Annotated in this window: 15 protein-coding genes and 2 pseudogenes; 9 read left to right on the top strand and 8 right to left on the bottom strand. The window is 68.3% G+C overall.

The features are described from left to right. The first annotated feature begins 484 nt into the window (after positions 1 to 484). The 3 genes from ACWCPF_RS37200 (at position 485) to ACWCPF_RS37190 (ending at position 4499) form a co-directional block, all read left to right on the top strand. On the top strand, positions 485 to 2683 hold the full coding sequence (locus ACWCPF_RS37200) for a hypothetical protein (protein WP_451049550.1): 2199 nt from the start codon (positions 485 to 487) through the stop codon (positions 2681 to 2683). After that, positions 2680 to 3510, top strand: a complete 831-nt coding sequence (locus tag ACWCPF_RS37195) for a DUF721 domain-containing protein (protein WP_451049549.1) — start codon at positions 2680 to 2682, stop codon at positions 3508 to 3510. Before ACWCPF_RS37200 ends, ACWCPF_RS37195 begins: the two co-directional genes overlap by 4 nt. Positions 3511 to 3740: 230 nt before the next feature. Beyond that, positions 3741 to 4499 (top strand): DUF5131 family protein, encoded by a 759-nt coding sequence (locus tag ACWCPF_RS37190; protein WP_451049548.1) that lies wholly within the window; start codon positions 3741 to 3743, stop codon positions 4497 to 4499. On the opposite strand, the gene tcmP is transcribed toward ACWCPF_RS37190, so the two are convergent. Together tcmP and ACWCPF_RS37180 are read right to left on the bottom strand one after the other, a co-directional pair. Beyond that, entirely contained in the window at positions 4496 to 5602 is a 1107-nt protein-coding gene (gene tcmP / locus ACWCPF_RS37185; RefSeq protein WP_451049547.1) for a three-Cys-motif partner protein TcmP, read from the bottom strand. The two genes, ACWCPF_RS37190 and tcmP, sit on opposite strands and share 4 nt — an antisense overlap. 451 nt (positions 5603 to 6053) lie before the next feature. Continuing rightward, positions 6054 to 6362: a sigma-70 family RNA polymerase sigma factor gene (locus ACWCPF_RS37180; RefSeq protein ID WP_451049546.1), complete on the bottom strand. Its 309-nt coding sequence runs from the start codon at positions 6360 to 6362 to the stop codon at positions 6054 to 6056. Between the two features lie 116 nt (positions 6363 to 6478). Between ACWCPF_RS37180 and ACWCPF_RS37175 the strand changes: the two genes are divergently transcribed. Then, positions 6479 to 7204 (top strand): hypothetical protein, encoded by a 726-nt coding sequence (locus ACWCPF_RS37175; RefSeq protein ID WP_451049545.1) that lies wholly within the window; start codon positions 6479 to 6481, stop codon positions 7202 to 7204. Positions 7205 to 7481: 277 nt separating this feature from the next. On the opposite strand, the gene ACWCPF_RS37170 is transcribed toward ACWCPF_RS37175, so the two are convergent. The 4 genes from ACWCPF_RS37170 to ACWCPF_RS37155 all read right to left on the bottom strand — a co-directional run bounded on the left by ACWCPF_RS37170 (position 7482) and on the right by ACWCPF_RS37155 (position 10822). After that, positions 7482 to 7976 (bottom strand): lamin tail domain-containing protein, encoded by a 495-nt coding sequence (locus ACWCPF_RS37170; RefSeq protein ID WP_451049544.1) that lies wholly within the window; start codon positions 7974 to 7976, stop codon positions 7482 to 7484. A 348-nt stretch (positions 7977 to 8324) separates the two neighbouring features. Beyond that, entirely contained in the window at positions 8325 to 9308 is a 984-nt protein-coding gene (locus tag ACWCPF_RS37165) for an endonuclease/exonuclease/phosphatase family protein (protein ID WP_451049543.1), read from the bottom strand. Positions 9309 to 9546: 238 nt separating this feature from the next. Continuing rightward, positions 9547 to 10494, bottom strand: a complete 948-nt coding sequence (locus ACWCPF_RS37160; protein ID WP_451049542.1) for a hypothetical protein — start codon at positions 10492 to 10494, stop codon at positions 9547 to 9549. After that, positions 10484 to 10822, bottom strand: a complete 339-nt coding sequence (locus tag ACWCPF_RS37155) for a hypothetical protein (protein ID WP_451049541.1) — start codon at positions 10820 to 10822, stop codon at positions 10484 to 10486. The genes ACWCPF_RS37160 and ACWCPF_RS37155 overlap by 11 nt, the downstream gene beginning before the upstream one ends. Positions 10823 to 12045: 1223 nt before the next feature. Here ACWCPF_RS37155 and ACWCPF_RS37150 point away from each other — a divergent pair. Both ACWCPF_RS37150 and ACWCPF_RS37145 read left to right on the top strand, forming a co-directional pair. Then, positions 12046 to 12201: a hypothetical protein gene (locus ACWCPF_RS37150; RefSeq protein WP_451049540.1), complete on the top strand. Its 156-nt coding sequence runs from the start codon at positions 12046 to 12048 to the stop codon at positions 12199 to 12201. Positions 12202 to 12259: 58 nt separating this feature from the next. Continuing rightward, positions 12260 to 13234: a hypothetical protein gene (locus ACWCPF_RS37145; RefSeq protein WP_451049539.1), complete on the top strand. Its 975-nt coding sequence runs from the start codon at positions 12260 to 12262 to the stop codon at positions 13232 to 13234. A 491-nt stretch (positions 13235 to 13725) separates the two neighbouring features. On the opposite strand, the gene ACWCPF_RS37140 is transcribed toward ACWCPF_RS37145, so the two are convergent. Both ACWCPF_RS37140 and ACWCPF_RS37135 read right to left on the bottom strand, forming a co-directional pair. Beyond that, complete coding sequence (locus ACWCPF_RS37140) at positions 13726 to 14358, bottom strand: hypothetical protein (protein ID WP_451049538.1); 633 nt, start codon at positions 14356 to 14358, stop codon at positions 13726 to 13728. Positions 14359 to 14363: 5 nt separating this feature from the next. Beyond that, positions 14364 to 14702 (bottom strand): PadR family transcriptional regulator, encoded by a 339-nt coding sequence (locus tag ACWCPF_RS37135; RefSeq protein ID WP_451049537.1) that lies wholly within the window; start codon positions 14700 to 14702, stop codon positions 14364 to 14366. A gap of 158 nt (positions 14703 to 14860) precedes the next feature. On the opposite strand from ACWCPF_RS37135, the gene ACWCPF_RS37130 reads away from it, so the two are divergent. From ACWCPF_RS37130 to ACWCPF_RS37120, 3 genes and pseudogenes are all read left to right on the top strand, one after another. After that, positions 14861 to 15028, top strand: coding sequence for a hypothetical protein (locus tag ACWCPF_RS37130; RefSeq protein WP_451049536.1), 168 nt, complete (start codon positions 14861 to 14863; stop codon positions 15026 to 15028). Further along, a pseudogene (locus tag ACWCPF_RS37125) lies at positions 15025 to 15348 on the top strand (IS110 family transposase); the annotation flags it as partial. The gene ACWCPF_RS37130 and the pseudogene ACWCPF_RS37125, both read left to right, overlap by 4 nt. Before the next feature lie 245 nt (positions 15349 to 15593). Next, positions 15594 to 15758 (top strand): annotated as a pseudogene (locus ACWCPF_RS37120) (IS110 family transposase); the annotation flags it as partial. Positions 15759 to 16018: the final 260 nt, after the last annotated feature.

Genomic DNA, 16018 nt, shown 5'->3' with positions numbered 1-16018 from the left:
GCCACCGGAGAGCTTCGCAGGCCCTCCGAAGGGATCGCCCGACCGGTTCGCACCCGGCCGAACGGTTCAACTCCTGGTTCTCACCGAACCACGAAGCACCACTAGGGGCTTCGTCGTACCCACCTTCATAGAAGGAGGACGTCGTCATTCTGCACGACCGCGCGGGCTTTCGCCAGCCCGCTTATGCCTGTTTCATGCACTTTTGCCCGCCCGCAACGTCCGGTCTGGCTCAATCTCACAGACTGATTTGCCTGGTACATCCCGCTATTCAGGATGCCTTTCCGATCTCGCGCCCGTCCGGTGTCACACGGGACTCGATCGCAACACCCCTAGAAGGTGTGCACCTCTCTTTCCCGGCTCCCGTCGCGCCCGCGTCCGGAACCGTCATCCACAGGCCTGCTGCAGCTCGCCAGACTCTGTCCACAGGTGACCTGGTCCATGGTCGCCGGATGGATCATGTCCTGACGTCCTTCCGGGGTGCCCGGTGATCGCGGTGGCAGCGTCGGCCACCGCGAACAACGGTGTGCCGCGTCGTCGGCTGCGGTCGGTGCCCGCGCAGGCCGGCCCGGCGCCGGTGCGCGGTCCGGCGCATCCGCTCGCGTTGGGGCGGGATGCCCGTGCCCGGCTGGGTGGTGCAGTGCGCGCGCTACTGAACATCCCCGGACTGGACGGCATGTCGGACGCGGTCCGTCTCGCGGTAATCGTGCTGGCGTCGCGTACGCCGTCGGAGTCGGGTGTGGTGGAGATCCGTACGCCGGAGCTCGGTCGGTGGCTGGGGCTGTCGGCGTCGTACGTCGCCTCGGACGTCGTGCCGGCGCTGCGTCGCTCGGGCGTCGTCGACGTCGCCACGGCGGAGGGCGAGTTCGGCCAGGACGTCGGGCTGGAGTGCAAGGTGCTACCGATGTGGGCCGCGCACGGCACGGTCGGACACCCGCTGGCCCTGGCGAAGAAGGAGCTCGCGACGTTGCTACGGCTGCTGGAGGCCGTGATGGCGCCGGGCTGGGTACACCGGGACGGATCGGTGACTCCGGCCGGCCTGCTCGGGTCACGTACGGGCCGGGCAGCGGCGACGGACCGGCTGGCACTGCTGCTGCTGGTGCTCGAGGCGCGGGAGAACGGCCGGGTGCGGCAGTGCGGCGGCACGGTGGACACCAAGCGCGGCCGCGCGGCGGCGACGGTGGCCCGGCTGCTGGGCTGCAAGGCGTCGGCGGGTGAGCGGGTGCTGGAGCGCCTGGAGGACCGCGACCTGGTGGCGCGGGTCCGTGTGCGGACCGCGTCGAAGCTGCGTCACCGGACGCGGCTGGTGGTGCCAGCGGTCGCTGCCGCGCACGGCCAGGATGGAGTCGCCGACGCCCGGGACGACCGTTTGGAAGCTGCCGAGCCCGAGCTTTCAGACCCCGCGCTTGCGGCAGGGGGTAGTGAGGCCTCCAAGTCGGAAACAGATCCGCAGGTCAGCGGTGTACGCGTGGTGGACGAGGCTGGGGTGACAAACCCCGCGCTTGCGGCAGCCCTTCACACTGATCACCCTCCTGTGGGTACTTCCGTCACTTCTCTCTCGCTCTCTGGCGGGTTTTCCGGCGAAGGCCGTCATGGGGAAGGCCTTCGGCCGGAGTACGCACGCGAGCGCGAGGGCCAGCCCGTGGATACAGATGCTCTCGACGGGCTGCGCCTGGTCGACGGCGAGGACGGCCCGCTGCGCGGGGAACAGCCGAAGAAGTCCCCGTCGTCGAGCAGCAAGATGGGCGGCCGCGGGCCGTTGGCCAGCCTGCCGGTGCGGGTCGTGGACGGTGCCGGTCAGAGCAGGCAGCAGCGGGGGAGGGTGGTCATGCCGGCGGATGACCTGCAGGTGATCTTGGAGCCGGTGCGGCTTGTTTGGGCGCGTCTGAAGCGTCCCGCCGCCCGCCGTCTGGTGGAGGCCGCCGCCCGCTCCGAGTTGGTCACGGTGAGCGGGTTCGTCGGCCGGATCGACGCGCCGCAGGTCCTCACCGACCGGCTCGCCCGACGCCTTGCCGATCAGCTGTGCCTCGGTGGTCCGATCCAGGACCCGGTGGGCTGGCTGATCGGCAAGGCTTTGCCGCAGCGCCAGGAGTGCGGCGAACGGCTGTGCGACGACCGCATGCTGCTCGACTCCGGCCGGGATTGCCCGCGGTGCGAAGACCGGCGGGCCGCCAGCCGTGCCCTGCGCCATGCGGTCGCGGCCGCCGTCGACGACGCGATGCCATACGCCTCCGAGACGGAGCGCCGTACAGCGGTCGACCGGCAGCTGCACGAGACCGTGACCGCCCGGGCGTGGGCACGCGAACACGAGTGGGAACAGGTCAGGGCCCGGCAGGTGGTAGCTAAGGCCCGCGTCGCAGCCGCGCACCCTGCCCACGATGGGCTGGCCATGCCGCCGGCTCCGGTCGTGCTGCCCGCCCCTCGCCCGGCCCCCGCCGTGCCCGCACCGCAGCCGGCAGCCGACGACGTCGACCAAGACCTGGTCCTCGAGGACCTGACCCGCGAGCAGGTCCTGGACTGGCGCACCCGCGCCGCCCGCGACCACCGGGTCGTGTTCGACCACATCGACCGGTACGGCGAGACGTCGGCACAGCGGCTGTTCACCAGGGCCTTCGTCACGGACGTACAGCGCCTGTCCCGCCTCGGGCACCTGAACCTCGGCTACACCACCTGGGAGCGGTCATGAGCGGCGGCGAGCTGTCGGGCGTCGACCTGGCCAGGGTCGCGCTGCGCGCCGCGCTGGAGACGGCACGCAAGAACGGCGGCAACACCCGTACGCCGAAGCCGAAGCCCCGGACGACGTCGGTGGTCCGGCGCGACGGCCGCGAGCCGATGGGACTCGGTGCGGCGATCGGCGCCCTGGTGACCGAGCAGGCCTGGGAACTCCCGGCCGCCGGCGCCACGCTGCGCCAGCAGTGGGAGGCCATCGCCCCCGAACTCGCCAGGCACGTCATGGCGGTCGGCTACGACCCTGACTTCGGCCGGCTCACGGTGTGCCCGGAGTCTGCGGCATGGGCGACGAAGGCCCGGCTGGAACAGACCCGGATCATCGCGGCCGCCAACACGTCGGCCGGCCGCACGGTCGTACGCTCCCTGCGGATCCTCACGCCCGGCTCCGTGCCCACGCTCACCCCGGACGACGCCGCCCCGGAAGTCCCGGCCCCGCCCACGGGCCCGGCAAGGACCAGGGAGACGGCGTGCGACGGCTACCGCCGAACGCTCGCCGCGCACCAGGAGGCCGCGCTGCCACGCCGCGTGGACCCGGACATCGGGGAAGCGGCGGAGCGGCAGACCCGGGCGATGCGCGAACTCAGCCGCCGCGCGTTCCCCGAACCTGAAGTCGTCCCTGACGACGCGCCGCCCTTGATCGAGGTGACCCGCGCTCAGCGGCGCCGCGCAGCAGCTGCCACCGAGGCCGCCGCCCTGCGCCGGGCCCGCGCGGAACGAGCAGGACGGGATTCCGGGATGGCTGCCGCAGTGCCGGGATCGGCGGCACTGCGGCCCACAGCGTGAACAGGGCGGGGACTGGCAGCAGGCCAGCGCCCAGAGGATGGCCGGTTTGCAGTACGTAGACCATCACAAGGAAGGGAACATATGTTTCATTTTTGGGGTAGTGAGTACGGTGCGGACGTCGGATGGTTGGATGCCAGTACCCGGTGGTGCGGCGGGTCGTTGGGGTTGCAGCGGGCCGCGACCGCGCCGTCGGGGATGAGGCTCGGTTCGAGGGGATGGAGGGCCGGCCGGTGAGTGACCGCAGTGCGATCGAGTGGACCGAGGCGACGTGGAACCCGACCACGGGGTGCGACCGCGTCTCCGAGGGGTGCGACAACTGCTACGCGCTGACGCTGGCGAAGCGACTGAAGGCGATGGGATCACCGAAGTACCAGGCCGACGGTGACCCGCGCACGTCCGGGCCCGGGTTCGGGCTGACGGTGCATCCGGACGCCCTGCTCGTGCCATACGGGTGGAAGAGCCCGCGGACGGTGTTCGTGAACTCCATGAGCGACCTGTTCCACGCGCGGGTGCCGCTCGACTACGTGCGCCGTGTCTTCGACGTGATCGCGGAGACCCCGCAGCACACCTACCAGGTGCTCACCAAGCGGGCGCGGCGCCTGCGGCAGGTCGCCGACCGGCTGGAGTGGCCAGCGAATCTGTGGATGGGCGTGTCCGTGGAGAGCGCGAAGGAGCTGCCGCGCGTCGACGACCTGCGGCAGGTGCCGGCGGCGGTGAAGTTCCTGTCGTGCGAGCCGCTGCTGGGGCCGCTGGACGGGCTGGAACTGACGGGGGTCGACTGGGTCATCGCCGGAGGCGAGTCCGGTCCCGGGCACCGGCCGATGGATGGGGCTTGGGTGACGCAGATCCGGGACATCTGCCAGGAGGCTGAGGTGTCCTTCTTCTTCAAGCAGTGGGGCGGCCGCACGCCGAAGGCCGGCGGCCGCGAGCTGGACGGCCGCACCTGGGATGACATGCCGGAGCGCCAGTTGGTGCTTCCCTCAGGCTAGGAGGCTTCGTCGGCGACGTCCTCGGGGGCGTAGAAGCGCACGGTGCACCCTTCCGGCCAGGCGGTGCGCGCGCGGACCGGGTCGACGCGGAAAGCCAGGCCTTGGGCGGCGAGATTGTCCAGGACCTGGCGCAGGTGCTTGTCCATGTGATTCAGCCGGGCTGCCTGGCTGGACAGCGTCTCCCACCGTTGCTCGGTGCCGGCATAGGCGCGCAGTGCGACGTCCAGCCGGTCCACAACCGAGGTCTCGTCGAACAGCGACAGGGCGCCTGCCGTCTCGGCCGATGCGCCCTGGCCGCTGTAGTGGTCCAGTTTCCAGGTCACGGGAGCCCAGCACTTCAGGCCTGCTTCGCTGTGGGTGGCCAGGACCAGGTGGTAGCGGGCGCTCTGGTTACTGACCTTGATGCCGAAGCCGCCGGTGAACAGGCCCTGGGCTTTCAGGCCGTGCTGATAGGCCGTCGCGAAGGCCTCTCTGCGGCCGCGCCGCTCGGTTTTCGCCGCCTGCCAGTGGTCCCCGCCGAAGTAGGCGCTCATGGTCTTGTCGAAGCCTTCGCGCTGGCAGAAGCGGTGCAGCTCGTTCGTGAAGAGGGTGAACAGCACCTCGTCACGGGGTCCGGCGAGGCACTGCCTGATCAGTGAAAACGGTGCGCTCTTCAGGTCGAACGGGTCGATCAGCCACAGCACTGGAGTCTCGGCACGGCCGCGGTGGGCGAGCTTGGACAGCCGGGGCTGCTGTTCGGCGAAGACGCCGGGCGGTTGCACGCTAATCTTCAACTGCGGCGACGGGGGCAGCTTGGCGAACTGCCGCCGCAGCTCCTCCACCCGGTCGGGGCGTTCTTCGAGGCAGACTAGGTTGAGCTTGTTGAAGCGCCGGTACGCGGTGTGCTCGAGGAAGGTCTTGGCGACCACGATGGGGGAGCCTGGCGGGCCGTCGGTGTAGACGCCCGGGCCCGCGAAGGCGTCGACGATGGTGGCCTCGGGGAACGTCTGGAGGATCTTGCCCATCCAACACTGCAGGTAGTGCCGGTACACGAGGTGCTTGACCTGCGTGTGCGGATCGCTCCTCCAGACAGTCCGCTCCCGCAGTTCCTCCACTCGCCGCATGGTCCCTCCCCCTGACCCCACACCGGTTGGACACCCAGCGTCACTGCTGTGGGACTTGTTGTCTATAACACCGGATCAGCCATCTTCATCAAGCACGGCTGGACCCGGCGCACGGCCTTCGGCCGCGCGGCAGGAGAGAGCAAGGGCGCCGATCCCGGTTCCGGCACTACTCCGTTCGGGTGGGCAGCCCTCCCTGAGCTGACGACGCCCAGGGAGGGCACTGACTCGTTCAGCCTCACAGGGGGGCGCCTGCGCGTTGGGCATCGAGTCGGCCATCGTGTGGCCGACTGTCCGGCCCACTCTGTCACGGCACCGTGGACCGCCCAGTGCGTGACCTGCGGTCTCGTCGGCCGGTTCCCTCTCTCCAACGTCAGGCAGGGACACGGGTGCCCCGGGTGCGCAGCCTCACCACATGCTGCTCGCGCCGCGTGCGCCGCCGTCGTCGCCTGGGCTACGTCGCCTCGGGCTCCGTCGGTGCTGCGGTCCCCTTCTTGCGCGGTGAACGGCTGTGTCCCCGGGCGATGCCGCTGACGCGTTCCGGCTTGACCTTGAGGTGAGGTGCCATGTCGGTGTAGCTGATGCCGTCGCGTTCGTTCAGGGTCACGACGACGTGTTGCCGGCGCTGCCGCAGGGCCTTCTGCAGGTCGGGGATCGCCAGGAGGGCGACGCTGAGCAGCGCGGCCTGATCGATGGTCTCGGGTCCTTCGATCAGGCTGGCCAGCGGCTTGAAGACGTCGGGGAGTTCGGGGAGTTCGTCCATGCGACCACCGTAGTGGGTACCCGCTAAAAAATCCAGTGGGTACCCACTTGACCGAATTGATGGGTACCCACTAATTTTTGAGGCGTCAACCCCGTCCCGCGAAGTGGAGAGAGACCGTGCAGAACGCAATCGAGACCCCGGAGAAGACGCCCGCCGTCATCAACGAAGCGGCCCGCGCCGCCGACCGGGAGACCGCTGAGACATTCGCGGACCGGCTGCGGGACCTGCTCATGCTGACCCCCGCCACGCCCCGCTTCCACCGTGGCCACGACCAGCACCTCCGTGCCGACCACCTCATCCGCCTCGCCCACGGACGCGTCCAGGACCAGGCGCCGCTGGACGGCGACGTTGCCTTCGCGGCCAGCTTCACCGCCGTCTGCGCCTGGCGCCGGTTCATCTACCGCGAGCAGGCCACCGATGCCGCCCTGGAATACGTGCAGAACCTCAGCCCGTGGGCGTTCTGCCAGTTCCTGGGCGAGCTGATGGTGGCCGGCGCGAGGACCGGCAAGGCGCAGGACAGGTTCTTCTGCGAGCTCGCCACCCGCGTCACCACCGCGGACCGGGTCCGGCCCGAGGATCTGCCCGTCGAGCGGCTCGCGCAGCAGCACGTCGAGGTCCTGCGCCTGGCGGACCAGCCTCACCTGAGCGACGGCCTCCGCACGACGATCGCTCCGTACTCTGTATGGACGTATCGCCTGGAGGCCAGCGCCTCGGAGCACACCTGGGAGGCCGCCGTCTCCGCTATCGCGTCCTGGGCAACGGCGTGGTCGACATGGACGCCGCCAGCATCACGCTGCGCAGCACGAGCCCCTTCGACGTGGAGGCCACGCCCGAGTGGCTGACGGCCTGATCGAGAAGTACGCCCCGAGATCCTGGTAGCCCCGCGCCTCGAACCCCCGGCCGCGCGCTGGGGGGGTTCGGCATGCCAGCGTGCAGAGCCTTATCCCGCCGGGCGTGCACGTACAGGCCTCCAAGGGTTCCTCGATGGCCGGCACGTGCCCTGTGACCAGGTCAGTCGGCGTGTTGCTGATGCTGCTGCCGCCCGGCGTGGCCGCACGAGTCAGCGGCGCGTCCGACGTCTGCTCGGGGCCCGACGCGCCGCTGCGGGGTGTCTCATGTTCAGCTGTGGTAGTTGATGTAGCCGTTGCCGTCAGCGTCGTTGGCGCGCTTCGTGTAGGAGTGGACGTCGGCCTTGGCCCCGCCCGGCTTGAGCAGGTAGATGGTGTCCTTGTCGTTGTTCCAGATGAAGTTGCAGTTCTGGCGGTAAGCCACGTTGCCGGCGTCGGAGTCGGTGCCGCGGCCGCCGCGCAGGGTCACGTAGTCGCCGGGCTCGAGGGTGTGGTTGGCGGTGAAGGTGTACTTGTTGCCGGCGGCATCCTTGACGACGTAGCCCTTGAGGTTGACCTTCGCGGTCCTCGAGTAGTTCTTGATCGTCAGGTACTCGTTCTTGGTGTTTCCGCCGGAGCACCGGTTGGAGTCAGTGCCGGGGGCGTCGTACTGGACGCCCTTCACCTTCAGCGCGGACGAGTACTCGGCGGCTTGGGCCGGAACGGTGGTGACGGCGGCGACCATGCCCGCCCCGGCGACAGCGACGAGCGCGTGGCGCAAACGCATGAGGAAATCCCCCCTCAGTGGTGCGAATTGGAACGCCTGGAGCATACCGAACGTGATCACAGCGTGCGGACAGTGCGTATGGATCGTGAAAGGTGAGGGTGTCGTAAGTGGCTCCCCTCGTGCCGCGCCCCCGACATACGCGGCACCTGCGCCTGCGGGGTGAGACTTCGAAATCGACGTGGTGGAGCTGCACGCCGGACGAGATCACCCGGGTCCGCATGGAGGCCGGACACCCGATGGCGCTCGTGTCCTACCCGCGCCTGCTCGCCCGGCACAGCCGTGCCGAGGCGGCGTTCCCTGTCCGACCTGGTCCGCAAGGTCGGGCGAGGCAACGCGGCGTTGGACACGTCATGGTCCGGGAATCGCGAATTCCACCCAGAGCGGGTAGTGGTCGGAGATGTGCCAGGACAGCTCCGTCAGGGTGCGTTCTCCCTTCAGGTCGGGCACGAAGTCGATGTGACCGCCGGCAGTGGCTTCCAAGGTCAGCACGGGGCGGTGTTTCTGTCCCTTGGTGAACCAGGCGATCTGGTCGTAGAAGTGCTCCGCGCCGGGGTCGTCGAAGATTGTGCGTGCCAGTCCGGCGAGGTGGGGTGCGGGGACCAGGCCGGTGGAGGTGAACGCCTCGAACAGAGGGTCTCCGGCACGGTCGATGTTGAAGTCGCCCAGCGCGATGAGGTTGTGGTCCCAGCCGAACTCCCGCTCCGCCCACGTGGCCAGCCACTCTGCGATGGCCTTCAGTTCCGGGACCCGGCCGGCGGCGTTCTCCCCGAACAGGACGTGCAGGGTGACCAGGGTGAAGGTCTGGCCCTGGGAGAGGAAGCTGACCGCGTACGGGGTGCGGGCGAACTGCCGCTCCAGGTCCCTGGCGCTCACGCCCGCGTCCTGTTCGATGGGGACGACCAGTTCGCAGGCCAGGCCGGACGGCTTCACCCGGCGGGTGTCGAACAGGAACGCCAGCCGCTCCCCGTTGCCTTCCTTGCCCAGGGTGACGTCGGTGAGGATGAACGCCCAGTCGTCTCCGAGGACTTTGAGGAGGTGGCGCAGGGCCCGCAGGTTTCCGCGCGTTTCCTGCACCGCGACCACGTCGAAGCGTCGGATCACCGACGCGATCAGGTGGACGTCGGTGAAGTTCCGCTTCGGTGAGGCGCCGTCCGGGGTGGTCCAGGCCTTGGTGAGGTCGGAGAAGGCGCGCAGGTTCCATGTCGAGATCAGGAGGTTGGCGCCGACGTCGTCCTTCTTCGTCGGCACCGCCCCGTTGAGGAATGTCTCCCAGCGGGCGATGCGTTCGCTCACCCGTGGCGGCGGCGCCAGAATGTCGGGTTCGGACGGCATGGATCCTCCTCGACACGGGGGCGGGGTCTTACGAGCCTCCAAGACCGCCCTGGTAGGGAACAAGACCCATTCTGGTGACCTGCCCCATCCAGCCCAACCCCGGCGCCCACCCGTCTCGCTGCGGCACCACGGCACCTGGTCTCCGACGAGGAGGGCGGGCGGGGGCCGATATGACAAAGAGGGGCACCATCCTGTGCCCCTCCCGATGGCTTCACTTGCCGGGCGGGACGACGTGCGGTCAGCAGTCGTCAAGGCCCTCAAGCGTCACGGTGAACCGGAATCCGTTCTCCGGGACGTAGTAGTTCCTGGGCTCGTTGGCGATCTTCAGGTACTCGGTACCGTCTCCGTCAGCTGTCGCGCACTCGACACCGACCGGGGTACGGCGGGGGAGAGTGCCTACCGGTGTCATGCCCGACGAATCCCTGGGCGTGAGCACATCCGTGTCGCGCTTGAAAGCGACCGTGAGCGCGGACGTACGGGTATCCGCCGGAATGTAGCGGGGAAGCCGCGGAGAGGTCTGCGGATCACCCGGGCCGTAGGTGGGCGCGGGTGCCACAGGGTGAGCCGACGACGACGGTGCGGCGCGCGGCAGGTCCACCGGGCTGCGGGCCGCTTCCCCACCTCCAGGAGCGCTGAGCAGACTCAAGAGTGAGCCGGCCAGGGCGACGGCCACCGCAAGTCCTCCTCCGAGCCCCCATGTCCGCTGCCGTTCCCCCAGTTTCTGGTGGATCCACCGTTCACTCTTGCCGCGCTCGCGGGCGCCGTTGACCCATAGCTGTCGAAGCTCTTCCTCGGTCAGGTCCAGGTGATCCTTCAAGGCTTCGGCGATCGACCGGACACGCTCCCATCGCGGATAGGGGCTCTTCCCGCGCAGGAGGTAGGACAGGTGCGTCGGCTGGGTAATCTCGGAGATGTCGACGATCGCCTGCAGGCTCATGCCGCTGGCGCGGTAGGCACGGTTCAGCGGCTCGAGCCATGCCCGGTGAGCTTCTTTGACCCACGGCTCGATCTCCCCGGGCCTCGGGCCGCGTTTCGCCCCCCTCTCGGCTGTGTCAAGCCACCGCCGGCCGTCCCAGATGGCACCGATGGTGCTGTAATAGCCACCCTTCGGGTGCTCAGGCACCCCGCTGGACCTGGCCGCTGCCGTGTCCTCGGAGTCGTCTCGCGGTGGAACGTCAGCGCTCATGACGCTCCCTGTGGCGCCCCACATCGTCGGCGACGGTGGAGTCGGGGGCGGAGAGGAAGACCTGGGTGCCGTCCGCCGTCCCGGCCAGCCCACTCTCGCCCCCTTGAGCCTCAGCCGCAGCAAGCTCCGGCCTGACAACGTTCGGACGGCCGGCACTACGGGCAGAAGGCTTCAGTACCTGGGCAATCCGCTCAACTCCCAGAAGAAACGGAGGAATCAGAGGAACAACCACTGCTACGGCCTGGCCCATCGCCAGAAGAACCACGGCCACCCCTGCCAGGATCGCCAGCGACACCCCTATAACGATCAGCTTGTAACGCTCAGTCACCGATGCCTCCAGGAAGCGGATCTGACGTGGCCCAGGCCGAGAAGAGGACCTCCCGGGCGCCCACCGAAGCCGTCGGGGAACGCATCACAAGGATCTAGCGCGCGAAGCACACATGACCACATCACTCACAAACCTGGAACATTAACCCCACGCAGGAGTCGTGCAGATTTCGGCTTTTCCGCAGCTCACCGCATACGCGACGAAATATTCCAGGTTTCTCCGCCGCTCCGTTCCGCGTCACCGCCAATGGACGCGACCGACGCAGATCACGTCGGCACCGCACCCGGACGGCCCCTGGTCCGCGGAGGGAGACCGACTCCGCGGCAACTGCGATCTGGCCAGCAAGTTCGCCGCTGTCGTGGGCGCGTAGCAGGGCACGGATATGGCTGGCGATCATGCGGCGGAAGGTGGGTGCGGCATTCTTCTTGGGCTGGGCGTGGTGGCAGCCGAGGCAGATAACGCGCTGCCCGCGCCGCGCCCGGAACCGCTGCTCCCGCACCGCGGCCGGAGGCCGACGTCGTCCCAGAACCTGCCCTGCGAGCAGGTCCTTGGCTGGCGCAACCGCGCTGCTGGAGAACAAGGACCGCAGCGGCGAAGGCAACGTTTACGGCCCAGCCCTTAGCGGGATCGGGGTGGTCGGGTAGTTGGCGAAGTGCTGCTGGAGCGCGTGGAGGTGCCTCCCATCTCGGTGATCCTGCGAAGCACCGACCGGGCGACGAGAGTCAGAGCCGCCATCATCCGTAGCGGCAAGCTGGTCGGTCCAGCCGTCTTTGAGGTCGTCGCTGCCGAGGTCCAGAGGGTCTGGCCGGGGATCCAGGGCAGGGCCGGCGGCTGGCCCCGGATCGGGCATGCCTGTTGGGGATCGGTGGCGATGTCGTGCTGCGTGCCAACTGGGCCGCCCTCGACACGGGGCGGAATTGAATGGCCAATTCCGTTTGATGGGTTCCGGAAAATCCATACCGGGCGTTATGCGTCTTTTCTGTACAGCCTCGCTATTCGCCACCGTTCGCCACCCCTTCATTCTCTGGCAACCAGCAGTGAGGCACTTGCCCGTGGCCTAAGAATGTTCGGCGGCACCGGCTCCGCTCCGCCTGCATCGGGTAATTCCCTGGCGGGACTCCGACAAAAAGAACGGGGTGGGCCTGCCTGACCGCTAGGGAAGCGCGACGCTCTCCCTCGACCCAGCAAAGGAGCGGGCGCACCCGCAGGCGCGCTGAACTGCCATGTTGAACGAACTCATGACCGAGGCCTGGCCCGAGTACATCGCCGGCGTGCTGGTCCTGGCCACCGGTGCGGCAACCAGCGCACTGGCCAGGGCCTGGCGCCGACGCAGACGGCTTCGACAGGACCGCGAAACCGTTGCCGACAGCAGCGAGTGACTTTCCCTGACCCTGATTTCACCGGAGGTTTCCTGTGCTTGAATCCCATAACGTCGTCTTGCAGACGACAAAAAAAGTCGTCCGCAAGACGACATCAAGGCATCCGGAAGCGGAAACGCATCGAATCGACGCCTGGAATTACCTGAAAGAACCCGCGTTAGTCGACCCGGACACCTGGCTGGGCGAACTCGCCAAGATTCCCCGACCCCTGAACCACACCGGCACCTTGAGGGAGATCGCGGCCAAGTACGACCAGATCCTCGAGAGCATCGAGTTCGGCGCTCTGGAGGACCTCAGCGAGACCAAGATCCTCGCGGCCCTCCTCGTCCAGCGCGCCCTGCGGGACAAGCTCCAGATCGACGAACCACGCCTGATCGCCGCCGCGCGCCGCAAGAACATCACCTGGTCACGCCTCGCCCCGGCCATGGAGGTACGCAGTCGGCAGTCGGCCGAACGCCGCTATCTGCAACTGCGCCAGGACATCGACGGCATCGTCGGCCACGCTCTCACCCAGAGCGACCGGGTCGAAGCCGCCCGAACCCAGCGCGACCGCAGGGCCGAACAGCGCTGGGCTGCCGATCACGCCCCCGAGATTACCGAGGCGGCCCGGCGCCTGGCCGCCCTTCCCGACCTTCAGCAGCGGGCCGACTCCTGCCCCAAGGTCGCCCGCGCCAACCAGGTCGCCATCCTGCATGCACGCCGCAACGGCGACGAGAGCGACCCGGCCCCCGTGCGCACGCCGTGGCCGGACAAGCTCATCGAAACGGTCGCCGCAGAGGACGCCCACCGCAAGGCCGAAGCAGCCCTGCGGGAACTTCCCACCGCCCCAGGCCAAGACCCTCCAGCACCCGCGCCCGCACCGATGACACCGGTCAAGCACGCCCGGCTGATCCACCAGATGTTCAGCCTCGTCGGCTACGCCATCGACAGCGACAACGTCGACCTCAGCGACCACCAGGACCTCGTGGACGTGATCCGCGGACTCTACGACCAGGCCGGCTCGGCGGCCCCCCGCGCACCTGAGGACTACTGACCACTCACCACGAGGGCCGTGCACCCCAGGGCACGACGCCCCGGCTGGACGAGGGAGACCGGCCGGGGCGGGCGCCTTGCGGCGGAAGGCTCCATAAGGGGACTGCAGCCGAACGATCGTTGCCGTACGTGATGGCGGGCAAGTCCGGTACGGGCTGGCGTACAGACCGTGCCGCCAGCTCCCGTTTCGCACGAGGTGTGCCGACGTAATGGAGGCATCGGGCTACGTCGCCTCGGGCTCCGTCGGTGCTGCAGTCCCCTTCTTGCGTGGTGAGCGGCTGTGTCCCCGGGCGATGCTGCTGACCCATTACGGCTTGACCTTGAGGTGAGGTGCCATGTCGGTGTAGCTGATGCCGTCGCGTTCGTTCAGGGTCACGACGATGTGCTGCCGGCGCTGCCGCAGGATCGACTCAGCCACCTTGGCCATCCGTAGCGTCGACGGCATGACGCTGACGCCACGGGCTGCTGAAATGCGAACTCACACAGTCGCAGCTAAGCGCTTCGTTCCGGCTCGCGGCGAGTGTCGGGGACGCGGAAGCGCCGCCTGAGCCTGAACCGCAGCACTGCGTACCAGGATCCCAGCCCGAGGAGGACGGAGAGGCCGAAGCCGATCAGGAGACTTCCCCGGGTCGGAGCCGACAGCGGCAGTGACCCCATCGTCAGAGTCAGTGTGCACCCACAGACTATTCCTCCCAGGCGCGCGAACGCATGGTCCGGCTGCGGCTGCGCGGCGAGGCGGCGCCTGGCCGATGTCTCTGCGTCGGCCTGGCCGGTGCGGCGGGCGCCTCCGAGTGCCAGGGGGACGGCGAAGCGCAGGCCGTCGAGGAACTGCTTGATCCAGGGGGTGCCGCGGTCGCCGAGCACCGAGTGAAGTTCGGCCACCCACTCGCGGTGGAGGGACTTCCACACATCGTGAGACATGCCGATCCGGGTGAGATAGAGAATCAGGAACGGCAGGCGCAAGGTGACGCGCCGCGTCACGGTCATGGCCAGCTCGTAGGCGACCGCAGCGGCTACGGCTGCGATGAGCGCCGTACGCCATCCCACAAGGTCCTCGCCGAGGAACAGCGTTTCGCCCTCAGCCGCCGACGCGAGAAGTCGGCTCGCCGTCGCTAACGTGTCCACGGACTTCAGGCCCCCTGCGGATCGGTACCAGCAGTCCAGTCCGACGCCGGGGCCGGCGGGCGCATCTGCTCGCTGAGCTCGGCGAGTTCGAGGCGGGCGGTGCGCGCGCCCTCGCCGGTCATCGTGTAGTAGCGGCGAGCGGGACGCCCTTCGGTTCTGGGGTCGATGTCCTCGTCGGCGCCGACAATCCATCCAGCCCGCTCCAGCCGGGTCAGCGCCGGATAGAGCGAGCCGCTGGAGACCTTGGCTTCCTCCATCAACTGCATGCCGTAGCGGGGAGTCTGCGGCGCGGTGAGGAACGCCTGGAGGATCCTCACCACGGCGGGCGTCAGTTTGAAGTCCATGCGCTGAAGCTACACCTTGCGACGGTGCTCGATATAGCTTTCATCAGCATTGTCGTTGCCCGACATAGGGTTGAGGTGCTGAGCGTTCCGAGACCGTCCACGCTCTTTAAGTTTCCAGAGATCCTCATCGCCACGGGGTCCGCGAAGTTGCCGACGCCGTGGCGCCCAGGAAACTCGACGACCCCGATCTGCCCGAGTACGGCAACCTGGCCGGCCTGAGCTCCCTGGCCGACCACCTGATACGCCCGCTGGGCAGCAACGAGCGCACCCGTTTGCACGCCGCCTACACCAACGCCACCTGGAGGGAAGGGGAAGGAAGACCGTGATCTATTGCGGGATCGACTGGGCCGAGAAGCAGCACGACGTCGCTCTGGTCGACAACACGGGGCAGCTGCACGCCGAACGCCGCATCAGCAACGACGTGTCCGGCTACCGGCTGCTGCTGGAGCTCCTCGCCGAGTACGGCGGCACCGAGGAGACACCCATTCCGGTCGCCATCAAAACCAGCCGCCGTCTCCTGGTTGCCATACTGCGGTCGGGCAAGCGGCATGTCTTCGCGGTCAACCCGATGGCCGCCGCCCGCTACCGTGACCGGCACGGTGTCTGCCGCAAGAAGTCCGACCCCGGTGACGCCTTCGTGCTGGCTGTCTGGTCGCAGATATCTCCGGGTACGACCCCTCTTCGACCTGCGGTGCCCAAACCTGAGTGAGACACCCAGCGCACCCTGCGTCCCGGAGGAGTCCGGGCAGTCGTCCGTGCGGCGGGTCGGGTCGGAAGAGTCGCTGCGCTCGCGACCGGCGCGAATGCCGAAAGGTGCCCGAAATCGTGTGGGACGCCCGGCCTGATGCCCGGAGATCTTTGGGACTGCCCGGACATCACGGAGACCGGACACTGGCCAACATCCTGCGGACCGACATGCCCATGCACCGCCCGCCGTCGGCCGGCACCGATCTCGCCCGTGCCATCGCGGTCCTGGCCCGTGCCCAGCAGGACGCGACCTGGAACCGCCAGCAGATCGCCAACCAGCTCCGCTCCCTGCTGCGGGAGTACTACCCCGACCTTGGCGTTGGCCGTCGAGGCGCAAACAGGAGCGCTGTGGCTTGCCGCCGGGTGTGGAATGTGTCTTTCCGTATTTGTGACGCTACGTCATGTGATCAAGGTCATCTGCGGGGGTGGGGTCGGGGGTGTCCGGTAGCGGCCGTTAAGTGATCTTGGCGGTGTTGCGTCCCGGACTACTTTGCGAATCGATCACTGGTTCTTTACATCAACCAGACAGGGATGGATTCGTGAGACCTGAAGAGTTGCCCTCTGCCGTG

Source organism: Streptomyces sp. NPDC001858, assembly GCF_053594615.1.
The sequence above is the reverse complement of the archived record's forward strand: the minus strand, read 5'-3'. Positions and strand labels throughout refer to the sequence as shown.